This is a genomic window from Metapseudomonas resinovorans (assembly GCF_002003485.1).
Taxonomy (GTDB): Bacteria; Pseudomonadota; Gammaproteobacteria; order Pseudomonadales; family Pseudomonadaceae; genus Metapseudomonas; species Metapseudomonas resinovorans_D.
The window spans coordinates 160,313-181,062 of sequence record NZ_BDMA01000023.1 but is presented as its reverse complement, the minus strand read 5'-3'; the positions used below and the strand labels follow the sequence as shown (position 1 = coordinate 181,062).

16 protein-coding genes and 1 riboswitch are annotated in these 20,750 nt (G+C 64.2%); of the genes, 12 read left to right on the top strand and 4 right to left on the bottom strand.

Translation table 11 applies throughout. The annotated features are described in order from the left end of the window. Positions 1–145: 145 nt before the first annotated feature. Positions 146–1,588, bottom strand: a complete 1,443-nt coding sequence (locus MnOB_RS08460) for a TolC family outer membrane protein (RefSeq protein ID WP_077523781.1) — start codon at positions 1,586–1,588, stop codon at positions 146–148. Positions 1,589–1,806: 218 nt separating this feature from the next. Continuing rightward, a riboswitch (TPP riboswitch) is annotated at positions 1,807–1,913 on the top strand. Between the two features lie 88 nt (positions 1,914–2,001). Between MnOB_RS08460 and thiC the strand changes: the two genes are divergently transcribed. After that, a complete protein-coding gene (gene thiC / locus MnOB_RS08455; RefSeq protein WP_077523780.1) occupies positions 2,002–3,885 on the top strand; it encodes a phosphomethylpyrimidine synthase ThiC in 1,884 nt (627 codons plus the stop codon). Positions 3,886–4,009: 124 nt separating this feature from the next. Beyond that, on the top strand, positions 4,010–5,311 hold the full coding sequence (gene cytX / locus MnOB_RS08450; RefSeq protein WP_077523779.1) for a putative hydroxymethylpyrimidine transporter CytX: 1,302 nt from the start codon (positions 4,010–4,012) through the stop codon (positions 5,309–5,311). On the opposite strand, the gene MnOB_RS08445 is transcribed toward cytX, so the two are convergent. Further along, the gene (locus MnOB_RS08445) at positions 5,268–6,008 is read right to left on the bottom strand and encodes a DUF3298 and DUF4163 domain-containing protein (protein WP_077523778.1); all 741 of its coding nucleotides are present in this window, start codon (positions 6,006–6,008) and stop codon (positions 5,268–5,270) included. The genes cytX and MnOB_RS08445 overlap by 44 nt on opposite strands. A gap of 196 nt (positions 6,009–6,204) precedes the next feature. Between MnOB_RS08445 and MnOB_RS08440 the strand changes: the two genes are divergently transcribed. From MnOB_RS08440 to MnOB_RS08400, 9 genes are all read left to right on the top strand, one after another. Further along, on the top strand, positions 6,205–6,822 hold the full coding sequence (locus MnOB_RS08440; protein WP_077523777.1) for an NUDIX domain-containing protein: 618 nt from the start codon (positions 6,205–6,207) through the stop codon (positions 6,820–6,822). Then, complete coding sequence (locus MnOB_RS08435; protein ID WP_044870743.1) at positions 6,813–7,268, top strand: DUF1249 domain-containing protein; 456 nt, start codon at positions 6,813–6,815, stop codon at positions 7,266–7,268. Before MnOB_RS08440 ends, MnOB_RS08435 begins: the two co-directional genes overlap by 10 nt. Positions 7,269–7,452: 184 nt before the next feature. Continuing rightward, on the top strand, positions 7,453–8,268 hold the full coding sequence (cpdA, locus tag MnOB_RS08430) for a 3',5'-cyclic-AMP phosphodiesterase (RefSeq protein ID WP_077523776.1): 816 nt from the start codon (positions 7,453–7,455) through the stop codon (positions 8,266–8,268). After that, on the top strand, positions 8,192–8,944 hold the full coding sequence (locus MnOB_RS08425; protein ID WP_077523775.1) for a YqiA/YcfP family alpha/beta fold hydrolase: 753 nt from the start codon (positions 8,192–8,194) through the stop codon (positions 8,942–8,944). Before cpdA ends, MnOB_RS08425 begins: the two co-directional genes overlap by 77 nt. Positions 8,945–8,958: 14 nt before the next feature. Next, positions 8,959–10,848, top strand: coding sequence for a DNA topoisomerase IV subunit B (parE, locus tag MnOB_RS08420; protein ID WP_077523774.1), 1,890 nt, complete (start codon positions 8,959–8,961; stop codon positions 10,846–10,848). After that, positions 10,845–11,828 carry an esterase-like activity of phytase family protein gene (locus MnOB_RS08415; protein ID WP_077523773.1) on the top strand — a complete coding sequence of 328 codons (984 nt, stop codon included), beginning with the start codon at positions 10,845–10,847 and terminating at the stop codon, positions 11,826–11,828. Before parE ends, MnOB_RS08415 begins: the two co-directional genes overlap by 4 nt. Further along, positions 11,825–12,349 (top strand): retropepsin-like aspartic protease family protein, encoded by a 525-nt coding sequence (locus MnOB_RS08410; protein ID WP_077523772.1) that lies wholly within the window; start codon positions 11,825–11,827, stop codon positions 12,347–12,349. Before MnOB_RS08415 ends, MnOB_RS08410 begins: the two co-directional genes overlap by 4 nt. A 7-nt stretch (positions 12,350–12,356) precedes the next feature. Further along, positions 12,357–14,615 carry a DNA topoisomerase IV subunit A gene (parC, locus tag MnOB_RS08405; protein ID WP_077523771.1) on the top strand — a complete coding sequence of 753 codons (2,259 nt, stop codon included), beginning with the start codon at positions 12,357–12,359 and terminating at the stop codon, positions 14,613–14,615. 140 nt (positions 14,616–14,755) lie between these two features. Beyond that, on the top strand, positions 14,756–15,466 hold the full coding sequence (locus MnOB_RS08400) for a PqiC family protein (RefSeq protein WP_199824498.1): 711 nt from the start codon (positions 14,756–14,758) through the stop codon (positions 15,464–15,466). Positions 15,467–15,709: 243 nt separating this feature from the next. Here MnOB_RS08400 and MnOB_RS08395 read toward each other — a convergent pair whose 3' ends face one another. Further along, the gene (locus tag MnOB_RS08395) at positions 15,710–17,236 is read right to left on the bottom strand and encodes an AhpA/YtjB family protein (RefSeq protein WP_077523769.1); all 1,527 of its coding nucleotides are present in this window, start codon (positions 17,234–17,236) and stop codon (positions 15,710–15,712) included. Positions 17,237–17,372: 136 nt separating this feature from the next. On the opposite strand from MnOB_RS08395, the gene serB reads away from it, so the two are divergent. Then, positions 17,373–18,587 carry a phosphoserine phosphatase SerB gene (gene serB / locus MnOB_RS08390; RefSeq protein WP_077523768.1) on the top strand — a complete coding sequence of 405 codons (1,215 nt, stop codon included), beginning with the start codon at positions 17,373–17,375 and terminating at the stop codon, positions 18,585–18,587. Positions 18,588–18,643: 56 nt separating this feature from the next. On the opposite strand, the gene MnOB_RS08385 is transcribed toward serB, so the two are convergent. Next, the gene (locus MnOB_RS08385; protein WP_077523767.1) at positions 18,644–20,713 is read right to left on the bottom strand and encodes an EAL domain-containing response regulator; all 2,070 of its coding nucleotides are present in this window, start codon (positions 20,711–20,713) and stop codon (positions 18,644–18,646) included. Between the last annotated feature and the right edge of the window lie 37 nt (positions 20,714–20,750).

The following is a 20,750-nucleotide window of genomic DNA, read 5'->3' as shown; positions in this document are numbered from 1 at the left end:
TGTAATCGCGCTGGCTACGTCGTACACCTTCTGCCATGGAGCGCTCCTGAAAATAAGGGCAAAGGTGTAAACCTTATTCAGGACGGGACAAATCCAATGAAAAAAGCCCGGCATTCATGCCGGGCTTTTTCGTGTGGAGCGGAACTCAGTACTCCGGGTCGCCTTTCAGGCTGGCTTCTGCTGCCTTGGCCAGATCCGGCGGGAGGAAGTCCTTGTCCGGGTTGTAGTCGGGCTTGAGGAATGCGGCCAGCGCTTCCAGGTCGCCCGGACTCAGGGTGCCGGCAGCCTGCTTCAGACGCAGGTTGTCGAGGATGTAGTCATAGCGCGCGTTGTTGTAGTCACGCACCGAGCTGTACAGCTGGCGCTGGGCGTCGAGCACGTCGACGATGTTGCGGGTACCCACCTGGTAGCCGATCTCGGTGGCTTCCAGTGCGCTCTGGTTGGAGATGATCGACTGCTTGCGTGCTTTCACCTGTTCCACGTCGGTATTCACCGCGCGGTGGAAGTTGCGGGTGTTCTGCACAATGTTGCGGCGCAGGCTTTCACGTTGCTGCTCGGTCTGGTTCAGGCGCTGATAGGACTCGCGCACTTGCGAGCTGGTCAGGCCGCCGCTGTAGATAGGAATGTTCAGCTGCAGGCCGATGCTGCGCTGCTCCACGTCGCCACTGATGTTCTGCCGCGTGCTGCCCGCGGTGTTGCTGAAACCGAGGCTGTCGTTGTCGCCCTTCTGGTAGCTGGCCACCGCATCCAGGGTCGGCGCGTGGCCGGCCTTGCGCTGGCGCAGGGTTTCTTCGGCGGCGTCGACGGCGTAGTTGGCGGCCTGCAGGTTGAGGTTCTGCTGGGCAGCGGTGTCGACCCATGCCTTCGCATCGTTCGGGGCGGGTACCACGACCGGCAGGGTGTGGCGAATGCCCTCGATGGAGGGGTACTCGCGGTTGGTCAGGGTCACCAGCGCCTGGAAGGCGTCTTCCACGTTGCGCTCGGCGATTATCCGGTTGGCACGGGAGGTGTCATAACCGGCCTGGGCTTCCAGCACGTCGGTCTTGTCCGACAGGCCTACATCGAAGCGCTCGTTGGCCTGGTCGAGCTGGCGCTTGAACGCTGCTTCCTCGGCCTTGGTGGAGGCCAGGTTGTCCTGGGCACGCAGCACGGAGAAGTAGGATTCCGCAGTCTGCAGGATCAGATCCTGCTGAGTCGCGGAGAAGTCCAGCGCGGCCTGCTCGGTGAGGGACTCCGCGGCCTTCAGCTGGAACCAGCGGTCGGCCCGGAAGATCGGCTGGCTCAGGGTCGCCTGGTAAGCGATGCCGCTGCGCGAAAAGGTGTTGGAGGGGTCGTCCAGCTTGGTCCGGGTGTCGTTGGACGTGGCGCCGCCGTTTATCTGCGGCAGCAGGCCGGAACGAGCCTGGGGTACGGCCTCGCGTTGCGCTTCGTAGTTGGCGCGGGAAGCGGCGAGGTCAGCGTTGTTGTCGACGGCGTCCTTGTAGACGGTCACGAGGTCCGTCTTGGCTGACAGGGGGGCATCTACGGCCCAGGCGGTTCCGGCAAAGGCGGAAGCCACGGCGATGGCCAGCGAGAGTCTGCGCAGCATGATCAATCCTGGATACTGAGGTGTCGGGCAAGGCTACGGGGGCGCTGGGGGCGGGTCAAGACGCCCTGGCAGCGGCCTCAGTGTAGTTTGCGACAAGCTATGTTGCCTGCCTGCAACAATCCTTTCCGGTTGAGGTACTTGCGTCACTTGTCGACGCGCTGGTCACATTATTCTGACCACCGGGTTGGTTTTCTCGGGTGAGCTTGTTTAGACTGCGCGAGTTCTTGTCGGGGTGCCTCGAATCGGAGGCTGAGATCGGAGAGTTCCGGATCCCGTTGAACCTGATCAGGTTAAAGCCTGCGTAGGGAACAAGATGTGCCTCCCCATCCCGCATTCCGGGAGGCCCCTCTCGGCACCAGTCCCGGTGCACTCTCTTTCAGGTTCGCTCCGACATCATCCCAGGAGCCAGCCCGATGACCGCAAAACAACAAAAGAACCTGAGCGAAAGCGCCCAGGTCGACCAGCAATCCATCCAGCCTTTCCCCCGTTCGCAGAAAGTCTATGCGCAGGGCTCCCGCCCGGATATCCGCGTGCCCATGCGCGAAATCAGCCTGGATGTGACGCCCACCGCCTTCGGTGGCGAGATCAATGCCCCGGTCACTGTCTATGACACGTCTGGTCCGTACACCGACCCGAGCGTCAGCATCGATGTGCGCAAGGGCCTGGCCGACGTGCGTTCGCCCTGGATCGAAGACCGCAACGACATCGAGCGCCTGCCGGGCCTGACCTCCGAGTTCGGCCAGCGTCGCCTGGCCGATGCCGAGTTGTCGGCCATGCGTTTCGCCCATGTGCGCAACCCGCGTCGCGCCAAGGCCGGGCGCAACGTCACCCAGATGCACTACGCGAAGCAGGGCATCATCACGCCCGAGATGGAATACGTCGCCATCCGCGAGAACATGAAACTGGCCGAGGCACGCGCCGCCGGCCTGCTCAAGGAGCAACATCCGGGGCAGAGCTTCGGCGCCAGCATCCCGAAGGAAATCACCCCGGAGTTCGTCCGCGAGGAAATCGCCCGAGGCCGCGCCATCATCCCGGCGAACATCAACCACGTGGAACTGGAGCCGATGATCATCGGCCGTAACTTCCTGGTGAAGATCAACGGCAACATCGGCAACTCGGCACTGGGTTCGTCCATCGAAGAAGAAGTGGCCAAGCTGACCTGGGGCATCCGCTGGGGTTCGGACACCGTGATGGACCTGTCCACCGGCAAGCACATCCATGAAACCCGCGAGTGGATCATCCGCAACTCGCCGGTACCGATCGGCACCGTGCCGGTCTACCAGGCCCTGGAGAAGGTTGGCGGCATCGCCGAAGACCTGAACTGGGAGCTGTTCCGCGACACCCTGATCGAACAGGCCGAGCAGGGCGTGGACTACTTCACCATCCACGCCGGCGTACTGCTGCGCTATGTGCCGCTGACCGCCAAACGCGTGACCGGCATCGTTTCGCGCGGCGGTTCGATCATGGCCAAGTGGTGCCTGGCTCACCACAAGGAGAACTTCCTCTACACCCACTTCGAGGAAATCTGCGAAATCATGAAGGCCTACGACGTCAGCTTCTCGCTCGGCGATGGCCTGCGTCCGGGTTCCATTGCCGATGCCAACGACGCCGCCCAGTTCGGCGAGCTGGAAACCCTCGGCGAGCTGACCAAGATCGCCTGGAAGCACGATGTACAGACCATGATCGAGGGCCCCGGCCACGTGCCGATGCACCTGATCAAGGAGAACATGGACAAGCAGCTGGAATGCTGCGACGAGGCGCCGTTCTACACCCTCGGCCCGCTGACCACCGACATCGCCCCCGGTTACGACCACATCACCTCCGGCATCGGCGCCGCGATGATCGGCTGGTTCGGTTGCGCCATGCTCTGCTACGTGACCCCGAAGGAGCACCTGGGTCTGCCGAACAAGGATGACGTGAAGACCGGCATCATCACCTACAAGATCGCCGCCCACGCGGCCGACCTGGCCAAGGGGCATCCGGGCGCGCAGATCCGCGACAACGCCTTGTCCAAGGCGCGCTTCGAGTTCCGCTGGGAGGATCAGTTCAACCTCGGCCTGGACCCGGACACCGCGCGGTCCTTCCACGACGAAACCCTGCCGAAGGATTCGGCCAAGGTGGCGCACTTCTGCTCCATGTGCGGACCGAAGTTCTGCTCCATGAAAATCACCCAGGAAGTGCGTGACTACGCCAAGGAAAATGGCCTGACCGACGAACAGAAGGCCATCGAGGCCGGCTTCGCCGAGCAGTCCGGGCGCTTCAAGGACGAGGGATCGGTAATCTACAAGCAAGTGTGAGCGTCAGCTCCGGAGCGATGAACAGGCACTGACCTGTCATCCCCACGCTGGAAGCCGGGCCTCGTGCCCGGCTTTCCGGTTTGTGGCCAATTCATAACTACAGTCCATCAGGGCAACTGCCAACGTGAACACCCCGACCAGCTACTCGCCGTCCATCCCGGTCGCCTTCGACCAGCGCGTTCTCGGCACGCGCGATCTGTTTTCCCTCTGGTTCTCCCTCGGCCTTGGCCTGATGGTGCTGCAGACCGGCGCGCTCCTGGCGCCTGGCCTCGGTGCCAGCGACGCACTGCTGGCGATACTGCTAGGCGTCGGAGTCGGCGTGCTGCTGCTGGGTGCGGCCGCGATGATCGGCAGCGATACCGGCCTTGCCTCCATGGCGTCGATGAAGCTCAGCCTCGGCTCGGCGGGCGCGACCTTGCCAGCCTTCCTCAATCTGCTGCAACTCGTGGGCTGGGGCGCCTTCGAGATCATCGTGATGCGCGACGCGGCCAGCCTGCTGGTCAGTCGTGGCCTGGGCGAGGGCAGCCTGTGGGCTTCACCCACCCTCTGGACCCTGGTGTTCGGCGCCCTGGCCACCTTGCTCGCGGTCGCCGGCCCGCTCGCCTTCGTGCGACGCATCCTGCGCCGCTGGGGCATCTGGCTGCTGCTGGGCGCCTGTGTCTGGCTGACCTGGGACCTGTTCAACCGCGCTGATTTCTCGGCCCTGATGGCGCGAGCTGGCGATGGCTCGATGAGCTTCGCCCTGGGCTTCGATATCGCCATCGCCATGCCGCTTTCCTGGCTGCCGCTGATCGCCGACTACTCGCGCTTCGGCCGTCGTGGTGGCGGCGTCTTCGCCGGTTCGGCCCTGGGCTTCTTCATCGGTTGCCTGTGGCTGATGGGGCTGGGCGTGGCCTACACCCTGGCGTTCGCCGAGGGCGCCGATGCCAACGCACTGCTGCTGGCCCTGGCCGGCGCGGGCATGGGAATACCGCTTCTGCTGATCCTGCTGGACGAGTCGGAAAAGGCCTTTGCCGATATCCACTCGGCGGCAGTGTCCAGCGGTATCCTGCTGCCGCTGAAGGTCGAGCAACTGGCGCTGGCCATCGGTTTGCTCTGCACCCTGGTCGCCTGGTTCGCGCCGTTGGCCGAGTACCAGAACTTCCTGCTGCTGATCGGCTCGGTATTCGCGCCGCTGTTCGGTGTGGTGCTGGTGGATCACTTCGTCCTGCGTCGCCGCCGCGCCGAACTGGCGCCGCGCGTGGCATTGCGCTGGGACACGCTGGTGGCCTGGGGTTGCGGCGTCGCGATCTACCACCTGCTGGCCAATCGTTGGCCGGAGCTGGGTGCAACCCTGCCGGCACTGCTGGCAGCCGGCGGGTTGCAATTGTTGCTGGGACGCTTCAGCCGCGTCCGGGGAAATACTGGGGCTTCAGTATTCCGTTGAGCTGCGGGTAGGGGATGCGAATCTCCGGGTGCCCGCTGGAGTAGGGCGCGATGCTGTACACGTCGTATTTGAGCAGCATCGCACCGTAGCCGAGGCCCACATTGGCGGTGCGTTCGAACGGCCAGGTCTTGATGAAGTCGGGGTCCTGGTCGAACTTGTTGGTCGCCAGCCAGCGAAGGTGGGCCTGCTCGGCGACTTTCCAGAAGGCCTCTTCCTGGCCGGGCAGCAACATGTCGCCAAGGCTCAGCGGCTTCTCAAGCTTGCGGTCGTAGTTGATGAAGCCGCGTCCGGGCATGCCATGGGCGCCACCGGTGAAGAGGTAGCTGGACAGCTCCACCAGCAAGAGCTTGTCGTGCTGCTCCAGCACCTTGGCTTGCAGGTAGCTGCTCCAGCCCGGTTCGGCGCTGGCGAGGAAGTCCCTCTCATAGGATTCGAGCGACGCCGGAAGCGGCTCGCCGGGGCCGTTCTGGGTCATTTTCAGCAGTCGCTGATTGATCAGTGAATTGAGCTGCGGCTCGTCGGCGAAGCTGATGGTGTCGATGTTCACCAGTGGACAGGCTTCACCCTGGCAGCCGGGCTTCAGGTGTTCCCAGGCGTGGCGCTGCGGTTCCAGTTTGGCGCTGCCGCCGGGCAGCATCTGGCAGGCGCTGAGCAGGACGCCGAGGCTGGCGGCGGCGAGGAGTCGGGCGAGGGGCATCGGCTTCATCATTCAGGTGCGGATTCCGAAAAAGTGCAGGCTTCGACTGCCATCGGGGCCGTGAGTTCGCGTTTCCCGGGCAGCTTTTCGCCGCGCATCTTCCCAGTCCGTGCCCCGTCTGCAAAGAGGCTGCAGCCTGCTCGACCAAGGGGTAGGATGCGCGAATCGAAGCCTTCCGCAGCAGTGAGACCCACCCATGACCGAAACCTTCAAGCCGGGCCCCGACGCTGTCGAGATCGTCGAACGAGAAACCTGTTTCCAGGGTTTCTACCGCCTGGACCGCCTGAGCCTGCGCCATCGCTTGTTCTCCGGCGACATGGGGCCGGTCATCCATCGGGAACTTTTCGTCCGTCACGATGCTGTCTGTGTGCTGCCCTATGATCCGCAACGGGATGCGGTGGTGCTGATCGAACAATTCCGCGTCGGTGCCTTCGGCAAGAGCGAAAGCCCGTGGCTGCTGGAGCTGGTGGCGGGGTTGATCGACAAGGACGAGGAACCGGAAGAGGTCGCCCGTCGGGAAGCCGTCGAAGAAGCCGATCTGCAGTTGACTTCGCTGTGGCCGATCACCACCTACTATCCTTCACCAGGGGGCTCCAACGAGCGTGTGCACCTGTACCTCGGACGTTGCGACAGCAGCGGTGCGGGAGGCGTACACGGGCTGGCGGAGGAGGGCGAAGATATCCGCGTGCATGTGCTGCCGCTGGAAGACGCCCTGGCCCTGATGCGTGAAGGGCGGCTGGACAATGCCGCGAGTATGCTGGCCCTGCAGTGGCTGGCGCTGAACCGTGCTGAAGTCAGGGGGTTGTGGACGTGAATCTGTTGCGCGATCGCTACCGGGTCGATCTCATCGGGCTGCAAGCAGCCTGTGAGGCGAACTACGCGCGCTTGATGCGTCTGCTTCCGCAGATGCGTGAGGTGCGGGGTTCCCGACGCGTCGCGCTGAGCCAGGGCGAGCGCCTGCTCGGGGTATTGGCCCTGGAAGTGGTCGAAGCCTGCCCCTATACCACCACGCTGCAGGTGCGCCAGGAGCACAGTCTGCCCTGGCTGCCGTCGCCGCAGCTGGAAGTGCGCGTCTACCATGACGCGCGCATGGCGGAAGTGGTCGGTGCCGAGAATGCACGGCGATTCCGCAGCGTGTATTCCTATCCCAACGCCGACATGCACCAGCCTGATGAGAAGAGTCAGCTCAATCTCTTCCTCGGTGAGTGGCTGAGCCATTGCCTGGCTTGTGGCCACGAGCTGGAACCGGTCGTCCTCTGATCTCTGGGCGGACGCCCCCCGCGATCGACGGCCTTTCCTGCAGGTCCTGCTTTTGTCTGCAAGAGCCTGCGACTGGTCGGCCAGGTTGATCCGCAGCCGCTAACTGTGAACCATTCCCGCTTCGCGGGTTTACCCATTGCGCGCGCAAAACCATAATCGGAACATCTTGCCCGAGGAGAAGGCCTTGCCCAATCCAGTCCCCCCTGCCGCTGACGAGTCGGTGCTGCTGGTGCAGCTGTCCGACAGCCACCTGTTCGCCGAGGCGGACGGCAAGCTGCTGGGCATGGAAACCCGCGACAGCTTGCAGCGGGTGATCGACCAGGTGCTCCGGGAGCAGCCGCACATCGACCTGGTACTGGCTACGGGCGACTTGTCCCAGGACGGCTCGGTCGAGTCCTACGAAGCATTCCGTGATCTGACCGCGGTCATTCCCGCGCCTGCCCGCTGGTTCCCGGGCAATCACGATGAAGTTCCGGTGATGCGTGATGTGTGCGCTGGCACCGCCGAGCTGGAACCCATCGTCGATTTCCCCCATTGGCGTCTGGTTTTGCTGGATTCCACCATCGCCGGCGCGGTGCCCGGACATTTCCCCGCCGAGCAGCTGGCATTTCTGGAAAGCGCCCTCGAAGGAGCCGGCGAGCGCCATGTGCTGGTCAGCTTCCATCATCATCCGGTGCCCATCGGCTGCACCTGGATGGACCCGATCGGTGTACGCAACCCCGACAGCCTGTTCGCCGTGCTGGATCGTTATCCACAGGTGCGGGCGCTGCTCTGGGGCCACGTTCACCAGGAGTTCGACCAGCTCCGCAATGGCGTACGCCTGCTGGCGTCGCCATCCACCTGCGTGCAGTTCGCGCCGGGCAGCGAGGATTTCTGCGTGGGTAACGAGGCGCCGGGCTATCGCTGGCTGCGCCTGACCCGGGATGGCCGTGTGGAAACCGGCGTTTCGCGCGTCACCGGGATCACCTTCGAAGTGGACTACAGCATCAAGGGTTATTGACCTTCGCGCCGCGGCACGGCAAGAAGTACAACTTTCCCTCGATCTGCCAGGAAACCGCGTGTCCAGCTCGCAACCCAGCCTCCTTTATATCCACGGCTTCAACAGCTCGCCGTCATCGCTCAAGGCGCGCCAGCTCGGCACGCTCATGCAGCGCCTCGGCCTGGCCGAACGCCTGCGGGTTCCGGCCCTGCATCATCATCCGCGACTGGCCCTCGGCCAGCTCGAGGCGGCTATCGCCGAACTGGGGCGCCCGGTGCTGGTCGGCAGCTCACTGGGCGGCTACTATGCGACCCACCTGGCCGAACGCCACGGCCTGAAGGCCGTGCTGATCAACCCCGCGGTCGCCCCGCATCGGTTGTTCGACGGCCAGCTTGGCCCACAGAAAAACTATTACAGCGACGAAATCTGGGAGCTGACGCTGGAGCATGTGATGGCGCTGGCCGAACTGGAAGTGCCGCCCCCACAGGACCCGGCCCGTTACCAGGTGTGGTTGCAGACGGCCGATGAAACCCTCGATTACCGCCAGGCTGAGCGTTACTACCGCGCCTGCGCCTTGCGTATCGAAGCGGGCGGCGACCACGGTTTCCAGAACTTCCCTGCCCATCTGCCCGCCTTGCTGGCCTTTGCCGGCTTTCCCGCGCAGTTGTGGCGTGACATCGACTTTTCCGACCTCTGACTGAAAGGGAATCCATGGCTACTTACAACGCGGATGCCATCGAAGTCCTCTCCGGCCTCGACCCGGTGCGCAAGCGCCCGGGCATGTACACCGACACCTCCCGACCCAACCACCTGGCCCAGGAAGTCATCGACAACAGCGTGGACGAGGCCCTGGCAGGCCACGCCCGCAGCGTTCAGGTGATCCTCCATGAGGACAACTCGCTGCAGGTCATCGACGATGGCCGCGGCATGCCGGTGGATATCCACCCCGAGGAAGGGGTGCCCGGTGTCGAACTGATCCTCACCAAGCTGCACGCCGGCGGCAAGTTCTCGAACAAGAACTACCAGTTCTCCGGTGGTCTCCATGGCGTGGGCATCTCGGTGGTGAACGCCCTGTCCACCCGCGTCGAAGTGCGGGTGAAGCGTGAGGGCAGCGAATACATGATGACCTTCGCCGATGGCTTCAAGGCCAGCGAGCTGGACGTCATCGGCAGCGTCGGCAAGCGCAACACCGGTACCAGTGTGCATTTCTGGCCGGATGCCAAGTATTTCGACTCCCACAAATTCTCCGTCAGCCGCCTCAAGCATGTGCTCAAGGCCAAGGCCGTCCTTTGTCCGGGTCTTTCCGTCACCTTCGAAGACAAGGCCAGCGGCGAGCGTGTCGAATGGCATTACGAAGATGGCCTGCGTTCCTACCTGGTGGATGCCGTCAGCGAGTTCGAGCGACTGCCGAGCGAGCCCTTCTGCGGCAGCCTGGCGGGTAATAAGGAGGCGGTGGACTGGGCGCTGCTCTGGCTGCCCGAAGGTGGCGACAGCGTCCAGGAAAGCTACGTCAACCTGATCCCGACCGCTCAGGGCGGTACCCATGTCAACGGCCTGCGGCAGGGCCTGCTGGACGCCATGCGCGAGTTCTGCGAGTTCCGCAACCTGCTGCCGCGCGGCGTCAAGCTGGCGCCCGAGGACGTCTGGGAACGCATCGCTTTCGTCCTCTCGATGAAAATGCAGGAGCCGCAGTTCTCCGGCCAGACCAAGGAACGCCTGTCCTCCCGCGAGGCGGCGGCCTTCGTCTCCGGCGTGGTCAAGGATGCCTTCAGCCTCTGGCTCAACGAGCACCCGGACCTGGGCATGCAATTGGCGGAGCTGGCGATCAGCAACGCCGGCCGCCGTCTCAAGGCGGGCAAGAAGGTCGAGCGCAAGAAGATCACCCAGGGGCCGGCGTTGCCCGGCAAGCTGGCGGACTGTGCGGGCCAGGACCCGATGCGTTCCGAACTCTTCCTGGTGGAGGGTGACTCCGCCGGCGGTTCGGCCAAGCAAGCGCGGGACAAGGAATTCCAGGCAATCATGCCGCTGCGAGGCAAGATCCTGAACACCTGGGAAGTGGACGGCGGCGAAGTGCTGGCCTCCCAGGAAGTGCATGACATCGCCGTTGCCATCGGCGTCGATCCTGGCGCGACCGATCTCAGCCAGCTGCGCTATGGCAAGGTCTGCATCCTTGCCGACGCCGACTCCGACGGCCTGCACATCGCCACGCTGCTGTGCGCGCTGTTCGTGCGCCACTTCCGCCAGCTGGTGGAAGCCGGGCACGTCTATGTGGCGATGCCGCCGCTGTTCCGTATCGACCTGGGCAAGGAGATCTACTACGCCCTGGACGAAGCCGAGCGCGACGGCATTCTTGATCGCCTGGTGGCCGAGAAGAAGCGTGGCAAACCGCAGGTCACACGATTCAAGGGCCTGGGCGAGATGAACCCGCCGCAGCTGCGCGAAACCACCATGGACCCGAACACACGTCGCCTGGTCCAGCTGACCCTCGAGGACGCGGAAGGCACGCTGGAAGTCATGGACATGCTGCTGGCGAAGAAGCGCGCCGGTGATCGCAAGTCCTGGCTGGAATCCAAGGGCAACCTGGCCGAGGTCATGGCGTGAGGGGAGTCTTTTTCCTCCTCGGCTTGTTGTCCTGTGCACCGCTCTGGGCCGCCGACGATCCGGAACAACTGAGGCTGGCCTTCGAATACCCGGTAGAAGGCATGCGCCAGGGCAATCTCTCAGGATTGGCCCGCTGCGGTGACGACCTGGTGGCGGTTTCCGATCGGTCGGACAGCCAGCTTTACCGACTCAAACCCATAGGTGGCGTACTCCAGGCCGAAGCCGAGACCTTCCATGCGCCGCCACCCCCACAGAGCAGCCTGCCCTGGGGGGTGCGCGCACGTTCCTGGGCCATCAGCCTGCTGCGGGGCAACGACCTGGATTTCGAAGGCATCAGCTGCGATGCCGCCGGCAATCGCTACCTGGTGAGCGAGGCCAATGCGGCGGTGCTGCAGCTGCCGGTGTCCGGTGAACCCAACTGGCTGCTGCTGCCGGACAATCTGATCCGTCAGGCTCGCGCCAGTGGCATGCTGCTGCACTTCAATGCTCTGCTTGAAGGCATTGCCGTCGATCCCAAGGGCGAGCGCCTCTGGCTGGCCGCTGAACGCGAGCGCCGGGGGCTGATGGTGGTCCACAAGCAGCAGTCCACCTGGAATTGCACCGGCGGTTGCGTGATCTTCAGCGAGGGGGGTACCGAACGTCCGCCGGCACCCATCGGCAGTGAGCAACAGATGCCGCGGGATTTCTCCGACGTCGCCTTCCACGAAGAGAAGCTCTTCACCCTGGAGCGCCTGGCGCATCAGGTTTGCCGGCGCAAGCTGAGCAATGGCGAAGTCGAGCGCTGCTGGTCCTTCGCCGAGGAAGCGCTGGCCGATACCCGCCGATACGGTGTGCCTTTCGGGGTGGCCGAGGGTCTGTGGATAGATGCCGAAGGGGCCTGGATCGGCCTCGACAACGGCGGCAAGGCCCGCGGCGACGGCGAACGGCGTCCCATCGTTTGGCGCTTCACCGCGCCGAAGGGCGGCTGGAGCGCGAAATGACCACGCAGACGCCGGGCAAACGTGTAGGAAGGGTCATGCTGGTGCTCGCCTGGGGCATCGGCCTGATCCTGGCCACGCGTTACTTCGGCGTCTGGGAGGACCTCCAGCACAATCCCAATCGTGCACCCGAGTCGGTGCAGGGCGACGGCTATGTGGAAGTGCGCCTGGCCAGCAGCCGCCAGGGGCATTACCTGCTCGACGGCCGTATCGACGGCCAGGGCGTGACCTTCCTGCTCGATACCGGCGCCACCCAGGTGGCCGTACCGGCTCGGCTGGCTGAACGCCTTGGGCTGAAACCCGGCGCGGCGGTCACCCTGAGCACCGCCAACGGCCGAGTCACCGGCCACCGTACCCAGCTGCAGGACCTGCGCCTGGGAGACATCCGCCTGACCCTGGTGCCGGCGATCATCGTGCCGGGCATGGACGGCGAAGAGGTGCTGCTTGGCATGAGCGCCCTCAAACAACTCGAATTCACCCAGCGCGACGGCACCCTGGTGCTGCGCCAAGTCACTTCTCCGTGAGGCACGCATGAGCGAATCCCTCGATTTGAGCCTGGAAGGCGTTGAGCGCCGCTCCCTGGCCGACTTCACCGAACAGGCCTACCTCAACTATTCCATGTACGTGATCATGGACCGCGCCCTGCCGCATATCGGCGACGGTCTGAAACCCGTACAGCGCCGCATCATCTACGCGATGAGCGAACTGGGACTGGACGCCGATTCCAAGCACAAGAAGTCCGCGCGTACCGTCGGTGACGTGCTCGGCAAGTTCCACCCCCATGGTGACTCCGCCTGCTATGAAGCAATGGTGCTGATGGCCCAGCCCTTCAGCTACCGCTATACGCTGGTCGACGGGCAGGGCAACTGGGGTGCCCCGGACGATCCCAAGTCCTTCGCCGCCATGCGTTACACCGAGGCGCGCCTGTCGCGCTATTCGGAAGTCCTGCTGTCCGAACTGGGCCAGGGCACAGTGGATTGGGTGCCGAACTTCGACGGCACCCTGAATGAGCCAGCGACCCTGCCGGCGCGTTTGCCCAACCTGCTGCTCAACGGCACCACCGGCATTGCCGTGGGCATGGCCACTGACGTACCGCCGCACAACCTGCGGGAAGTCGCCGCCGCCTGCGTGCGCCTGTTGGACGAGCCGAGCGCAACTGTCGAGCAACTCTGCGAACACATTCTCGGCCCGGACTTCCCCACCGAGGCCGAGGTGATCACGCCCCGTGCCGAACTGCTGAAGATCTACGAGTCCGGTCGTGGCTCGGTGCGCATGCGTGCCGTGTACCGCGTGGAGGACGGCGATATCGTCGTCACCGCGCTGCCGCACCAGGTTTCGGGCTCCAAGGTGCTTGAGCAGATCGCTGGCCAGATGCAGGCCAAGAAGCTGCCGATGGTGGCCGACCTGCGTGACGAATCGGACCACGAGAACCCGACCCGCATCGTCATCATCCCGCGTTCCAACCGAGTGGACGCCGATGAACTCATGCAGCACCTGTTCGCCACCACCGACCTGGAATCCAGCTATCGGGTCAACACCAACGTCATCGGTCTGGACGGCAAGCCCCAGGTCAAGGACCTGCGCACCCTGCTCAGCGAATGGCTGACCTATCGCATCGGCACGGTGCGCCGTCGCCTGCAGTTCCGTCTGGACAAGGTGGAGAAACGCCTGCACCTCTTGGACGGCTTGCTGGTTGCCTTCCTCAACCTGGACGAAGTGATTCACATCATCCGCACCGAAGACCAGCCCAAGCCGGTGCTGATGGCGCGCTTCGAGCTCAGCGAAATCCAGGCGGACTACATCCTCGACACCCGCCTGCGTCAGCTGGCGCGCCTCGAGGAAATGAAGATTCGTGGCGAGCAGGATGAATTGCTGAAAGAGCAGAAGAAGCTGCTGGCCCTGCTGGGTAGCGATGCCAAGCTGAAGAAGCTGGTGCGAGACGAGCTGATCAAGGATGCCGAAACCTACGGCGACGACCGTCGTTCGCCGATAGTTGCCCGTGCCGAGGCTCGCGCCTTGTCGGAAACTGAGCTGATGCCCACTGAGCCGGTGACGGTCGTGTTGTCCGAAAAAGGTTGGGTGCGCTGCGCCAAAGGCCACGATATCGATGCCACCGGCCTGTCCTACAAGGCGGGTGACGGCTTCAAGGCGGCCGCTCCCGGGCGCTCGAACCAATATGCGGTGTTCATCGATTCCACAGGGCGCAGCTACTCGCTGGCGGCCCATTCGCTGCCCTCGGCGCGAGGCCAGGGCGAGCCGCTCACCGGCCGCCTGACGCCGCCTCCGGGTGCCAGCTTCGACTGCGTGATGCTGCCAGAAGATGATGCCACCTACGTCATCGCCTCGGATGCCGGTTACGGCTTCGTGGTAAAAGGTGCCGACCTTCAGGCCAAGAACAAGGCCGGCAAGACCCTGCTCAGCCTGCCCAATGGGGCCAAGGTGGTCGCCCCACGGCCCGTGCAGAGCGTCGAAGAAGACTGGTTGGCAGCGGTGACCACCGAAGGTCGTCTGCTGCTGTTCAAGGTGGCCGACCTGCCCCAGCTGGCCAAGGGCAAGGGCAACAAGATCATCGGTATCCCCGGCGATCGCGTGGCCAGCCGCGAGGAATATCTTACCGACCTGGCGGTGCTGCCGGTCGGTGCAACCTTGGTCCTTCAGGCCGGAAAGCGCACCCTTTCGCTCAAGGCGGATGATCTGGAGCACTACAAGGGCGAGCGTGGACGCCGTGGCAACAAGCTGCCGCGTGGCTTCCAGCGGGTCGATGCACTGCAGGTGGAACCGCTGGCCTGACGCTGACGGCGGCGAATTGACGTGGGGCTATGGAGTCCTGCGTCACATTGACGGATGATATGTCCCCTCGCCATTCCCTGATGATGGCCAAGACGAATGAATTCGACTGCAGGCTGCCCACAAGGCGGCCGTGGGTGAGATTGATGACTTTGCGTTTCCCCGTGGCATTGATGCTGGTGAGCCTGCTTGGGCTTACCGGCTGCGTACATAGCCCCCCTATTCCGATGTTCCAGCTGGACGCGGGCACCCCGGAGGTGCCCTCCAAGAAGGCTGGGATGCAAGTTCTGCTCGGTCCGGTGACCGTGGCCGACTATCTTCAGCGCGAAACCCTCCTGCAGCGCCAGGCCGACGGCACCCTGACCGCCGCACCGGATGGTCGCTGGGCCGGCAGCCTGGCGGCGGATATCGATCAGGTGCTGCTGCGTCAGCTGTCCTGGCGCCTGGACAGCCAACGCCTGGTGCTGGCACCGGGCAATCCTGGCTTCACCCCTGAAGTGCAGGTCCTGCTGACCATCAGCCGACTGGACTCGGGCCCGCAACGCCCGGCTGTACTGGAAGCCCAATGGCGCCTGCTGGATCGTGCCGGCCAGCTGCGTGACAGCCGCCTGGTGCGTCTGGAAGAGGCCCATGCCGGTACCGCTGCTGACCAGGTGCGCGCGCAGAGCAAATTGCTGCAGCAACTGGCCGAGCAACTGGCTGCTGCGGTTAAACCGCTGGAAGGCCAGCCGGTTGTCGTCGAGGCGCCGCGCAAGCCTGCAACTGCGGCCCCGGCCAAGGCCAAGGATCCTCAGCCGCCGAAGATTCCCATGGCGGCTCCGGTGCGCACGGATGTGGAAGTCTTCCGCTTCTGATCGCTGAATTGTGAAAAAGCCCGCTTGATGCGGGCTTTTTCATGCGTGTTCGCCGGGAGTTCTTATTATTCGTCGTCCCCGGGGCTGAAGCCAAGCGGGTAGGGTGCGCCGTGCGCACCAGCGCGGTCTTACGGAGTGTCGAAGCGGATTCCTGAAGTCGGTGCGCACAGCGCACCCTACGCTCCTGGGCGTCGCAGGCAAGAAAAAGCCCGCATCAAGCGGGCTTTTTCGTCTTTCGTGCATTCAATGCGCACGGGCTTCATGCATGCGCGCCAGTTGGCGCTCAAGCAGCGAGGGATAAGGTTCCAGCAGGCGTTCGACGCAGCAGGCACCTTCCGGGCTGGTGATGGAGCGGATACGTGCGCGCTGACGAACCAGTTCGTCGTCGGCGATGGCGCGCTCCACCAGCAGCAGGTTGCGGCTGTGCTGGCTCAGTGCCAGAGCGTTCTGGGTGGTGTCATTGAGCAGGAGATCGCCCTGGCCGAGGTTGGAAAGGTCATCGCCCAGGGTAAGGCCCAGTTGCAGTTGCAGGGTGATGCCGCTGTCGGCGACCTCGATCTGCAGGGCGTGGCCAAGGGCACGCATGAGCTCGCCGCAGCAGAGAGCGTGGGTGAGGTAGTCCTCGCCGCCGTCCTGGCTGTGAAACAGCATCAGGCTGCTGCCGTCGTTCAGGGTCAGCAACTGGCCGTGATAAAGGCGGGCGGCGTGGTCGAGGCAGTCGCGATAGCGTTGCAGCAGGTCCATCAATCGCGTCCGCGGCAGGCGGCGCAACTGATCCTGGGCGCCCAGCTGGATGGCCAGGACGGCACTGTTCTGAGGCTCTTGCTCTGCGATCGGGGCGGGAGCCGGGGTCGGTTCGGCCGCTTCCTCGCGCAGGTCGGAGAAGGGGTCTTCGTCGTCCGGGGTGAACAGCTTGCTCGGCGTTTCGTCTTCGCCATCGAAGCTTTCATCACGCAGGTCGCGGACTTCGAAGTGATCCTGCTCGTCCTGTTCCTCGTCCGGATAGTCTTCGTCGGCCTCGGCGAAGTCCATTTCGGGGATGGGCTCCAGCTCCAGCTCCGGCTCGGGTTCCGGTTTCTCCGGTACGAGGCGGGATTGCAGCTGGCGGGCGAGATCGCCGATTTCGTCCTGGCGTCCGGCCCCCGGGGCGGGGTCGTCGGGGTCGCGCAGCCATACGCGCAGTTGCAGCAGCGGCGTGGAGATATGGCGGCCGAGGCGCAGGCTCAAGGACAGGGTCAACGCCAGCAGGATCAGGCTGAGCAGCCCCATACTCTGCAGGCTGATGGTCATGGGCTGCTGGAACTGGTCCATGTCCAGGCTCAGGCGCAGGTGGCCGGCAATCACTTCCTGGAAGGTGATGGGTGTGGAATACAAGCCCTCGGTCTCGCCCAGCAGGCCCTGCTTTGGACGCGAACCGGCTTCGGCGAGGATGCGGTTGTCCACGCTGTAGATGGCAGCGTGGGCCACCAGCGGATTCTTCACCAGGTTGTTGAGCAGCACGTTGAGGCTGAGGATGTCGTTGGACACCAGCAGCTCCGTGGCCGACGCGGCGGTCTGCGCCGTCAGGCTCTGGCCCAGGGCGTCGGCCTGCTGCTGCATGGCCTGCTTGAACTGCATGCCCATGACCCAGGCGTAGATCACCAGTGCCAGCGCCACCAGGAGTAGGCTGTGGCTGGCGATGCGCAGGGCGATCGGCACGCGGCGCTGGCGCAGGGCGTGGAAGATCAGCAGGAAGAAATTGTCGGGTTTGACAGGCGTGGGCCGGTTCACAGAGCGCGGCTCTTCTCGGACGAAATTGTGGCGCAGTATAGCGAGCGCCCCTTGCAGGGCAAAGCGCCGAGCATGCTGCGAGTGCTGCGAAAGTGGGTAGAATGTGCGCCTTTTCATGCGTTGAGTGAGGTGCGCCTTGCGCGAAATTGTCCTGATCAACATCACTGGCGAGGACCGCCCCGGCCTGACCGCGGCCATTACCGGTGCTCTGGCCCAGGGCGGCGTGAATATCCTGGACATCGGCCAGGCGGTAATTCACGACACCTTGTCGTTCGGCATCCTGGTGGAAATCCCGGATAACGCCGGGGCCTCCGCCGTGCTGAAGGACGTGCTGTTCACCGCCTACAAGCTGGACCAGCAGGTGCGTTTCACCCCTGTTCCCGAAGCGGATTACCAGCAGTGGGTCGATGGCCAGGGCAAGAGCCGCTACATCGTCACCTTGCTGACCCGCAAGGTGACCGCCGAGCAGCTGCAGCGGGTGAGCTCGATTACCGCCAAGTACGGCCTCAACATCGATCACATCGACCGTCTGTCGGGACGCATGCCGCTGGATACGCCAGCTGACCAAGGCAAGGGCTGCATCGAGTTCTCCGTTCGCGGCGAACCGGCGGACCCCGTGGCCCTGCGCGCCGAATTCCTCAGCGTGGCCCAGGAGCTGAACGTCGACATCGCCTTCCAGCGCGACTCCTTGTTCCGCCGCAACCGCCGCCTGGCAGTGTTCGACATGGATTCGACCCTGATCGAAGCCGAGGTGATCGACGAGCTCGCCAAGGCCGCTGGCGTGGGCGAGCAGGTCGCCGAGATTACCGAGCGTGCCATGCGTGGCGAGCTGGACTTCCGCGCCAGCTTCAAGGAACGCCTGGGGCTGCTCAAGGGACTGTCCGAGGATGTGCTGGAAGAAATAGGCGCATCCCTGCGATTGACCGAAGGGGCAGAAACCCTGTTCGCCGAGCTCAAGCGCTTGGGCTACAAGACTGCGATCCTCTCCGGTGGCTTCAGCTACTTCGCCAAGCAACTGCAGGCAAAGCTGGGCATTGACTATGTATTCGCCAACGAGCTGGAGATCGTCGACGGCAAGCTGACCGGCGTGGCCATCGAGCCTATCGTCGACGCCCAGCGCAAGGCCGATCTGCTGCGCGAGCTGGCGCAGAAGGAAGGCTTGCGTCTGGAACAGACGATCGCCGTCGGCGATGGCGCCAACGACCTGCCGATGCTGGGGCTGGCGGGGCTGGGCGTGGCCTTCCGTGCCAAGCCGCTGGTCAAGCAATCGGCCAAACAGGCCATCTCCACCCTCGGCCTGGACGGCATCCTTTATCTGCTCGGTTTCCGCGACCGCGACGGCAAGGACTGATCGTCGAGCCGGACATGAAAAAGCCGCCTTCGGGCGGCTTTTTCGTTGCTGGCGGGTTACTCGTCTCCGGACGAGAAGTCGTAGTCCATCGCCTGGCTGGGCCCTTGCAGGTAATAGCCCTGGATGTAGTTGACGCCGGCCTGCCAGAGGGTCGCCAGCACGCTGGCAGTCTCGACGAAGGGCACGATGGTCAGCTTGGCCTGGGCATGCAGGCTGGCCAGCAGGGTCTTGAGGACCTCCTGGTTCTCCGCGCGGCTGAGGTCCTGGGTGAAGGAGCCGTCCACTTTCACGAAGTCGATGGAGAGATGCTTGAGGGTGTTGAACGGGTTGAGGGCACAGCCGAACTGGCTGAGCGCCACCTGGCAGTGCAGCTCGGCGAGACCTTGGGTCAGCGCCTTGGCCTGTTTCAGGTAGGCGATGGCATCCGGTTCGCTGAACTGGAAGATCAGCGCGTCGGACGGCAGTCGCGCCGCTTTCAGTGCCACGCTGAGCCAGGGCAGCAGGGTCTGGTCCTGCAGGCTGGCGCCCGAGAGATGGACGAAGAGCCGCGTGTTGTGACCCTTTGTGCGGTGTTCGGCGAGCAACTTGATGGAATTGAGGATCACCCAGCGGTCGATCTTCTCGGCGAGTCCGGCGTCCTTCGCCGCGTCGAGGAAGTCAACCGGCGGCACTTCCGCGCCTTGCGGGTTGAGCAGGCGCAGCAGCACTTCATAGTGCTCGAAACTGTCGCCGCGCAGGCTGATGATCGGCTGGAACAGCAGGCGGAAGCTGTTGTTCTCCAGGGCCTGCTGGACCATGGCCACGAGGCTGCCCCGGTTGGCCGCCGCCGCGAGTTCGTCGGCAGGGTTGTAAAGCTTGAGGCCGTTGGCGTCGTCCAGCTCGTCGGCACAGCGGTGGGCGCGGTCCACCACGTCCTGGGCCTTGGGCGTGGTTTCACTGAGGCCGGCGACACCGATGCACAGATTGAGCTGCACGGTACGGCTGCTGACGTCGAACAGATGGATGTCGATCTTCTTCAGCAGGCCCTGCAGTCCTTCTGCGGCCTGTTCCGGCGTGATTCCCTGCTGCAGGACGCTGAAGACGTCGTCGCCGTAACGGGCGAGTTGCGCATCGCCGGCGAAGTGGGCGCGCAGCAGGTTGGCGAGATCCGTGAGCAGCAGGTCGACGCCGGCGATGCCGATTTCGGCCAGCAGGCTGGAATAACGTGCGACGCGGATGTACGCGAGGCTCGATGGCTGACTCGCCTTGACCGCGCGTTCGGCAGCGGCGTCGAGCATCTCGTTGAAGTGGGAGCGGTTGAACAGGCCGGTGACCAGGTCCTGGCTGCTGATCTCGCGAAGTTTCTCTTCCAGTTCGGTGTTGTCGGTTTCGGCGCGGATCACCACCTGGATACACGGCTCGCCATCGTAGGTGGCGGGGGAGAAGTTCATGCGTGCCTGGAAGCTCTGGCCGTCGACCTTGCAGCCGCTGCAGGTGAGCTCGCCACTGCCTTCGCCTTCGCGGTAGTTCTTCAGGAAGTCCTTGAATCCGGCCTGGTCGGCGCCCGCGATCAGGTCGATCATCGGCATGCCTTCGAGTTCGTCGCCGTCGTCGTAGCCGAACATCTCCACGTAGGCGCGGTTGGCATAGATGTGCATGCCGTCGTGCACGTAGGCGATGGCGTCGACCGAGCTGTCCAGCAGCAACTGGCAGCGTTTCTCCGCTTCCCGCAGGCTGACCTCGGCTGCGCGACGGGCGCGGCGTTGCTCGAGGTTGGCCAGCTCGCGGTTGGCCACCAGCACCAGCCGTTCATCCTCGCCTTGGGGCAGGGCGTCCTGCGCACCCAGGGCCAGGGCCTCGGTGATGAGGTCGGAGTCGTTGTCCTGAACCAGCTGGATGAAGGGGATGTCCTTGGACTGGCGTCGAATGCTGCCGAGGGCTTCGCCGGGGCTCAGGTGCTCGCTGCTTGGCGCGGCTATCAGGAGGTCCCAGCTCTGCTGCAGAACTTCATTGAGATCGTCGGCGGAAACGATGCGATGGACTCGCGTCGCGCGACCGGAGTTGCGGAACAGGCTGACCAGGCGCTCGGCTTCGTTCTGCGAGTCTTCCAGGATCAGCAGACGGATCGTTTTCTTTTCGATGGCCATGGCCTGTGCTTAGCGCCGAACGAGCGCGAATAGGCGA

Coding starts and splice junctions, on each gene's coding strand:
- thiC (WP_077523780.1), top strand. CDS start 2,002: ATGACCGCAAAACAACAAAAGAACCTGAGCGAAAGCGCCCAGGTCGAC.
- MnOB_RS08410 (WP_077523772.1), top strand. CDS start 11,825: ATGACCACGCAGACGCCGGGCAAACGTGTAGGAAGGGTCATGCTGGTG.
- parE (WP_077523774.1), top strand. CDS start 8,959: ATGGCTACTTACAACGCGGATGCCATCGAAGTCCTCTCCGGCCTCGAC.
- MnOB_RS08425 (WP_077523775.1), top strand. CDS start 8,192: ATGGCCGTGTGGAAACCGGCGTTTCGCGCGTCACCGGGATCACCTTCG.
- MnOB_RS08440 (WP_077523777.1), top strand. CDS start 6,205: ATGACCGAAACCTTCAAGCCGGGCCCCGACGCTGTCGAGATCGTCGAA.
- MnOB_RS08445 (WP_077523778.1), bottom strand. CDS start 6,008: ATGCCCCTCGCCCGACTCCTCGCCGCCGCCAGCCTCGGCGTCCTGCTC.
- MnOB_RS08460 (WP_077523781.1), bottom strand. CDS start 1,588: ATGCTGCGCAGACTCTCGCTGGCCATCGCCGTGGCTTCCGCCTTTGCC.
- parC (WP_077523771.1), top strand. CDS start 12,357: ATGAGCGAATCCCTCGATTTGAGCCTGGAAGGCGTTGAGCGCCGCTCC.
- MnOB_RS08385 (WP_077523767.1), bottom strand. CDS start 20,713: ATGGCCATCGAAAAGAAAACGATCCGTCTGCTGATCCTGGAAGACTCG.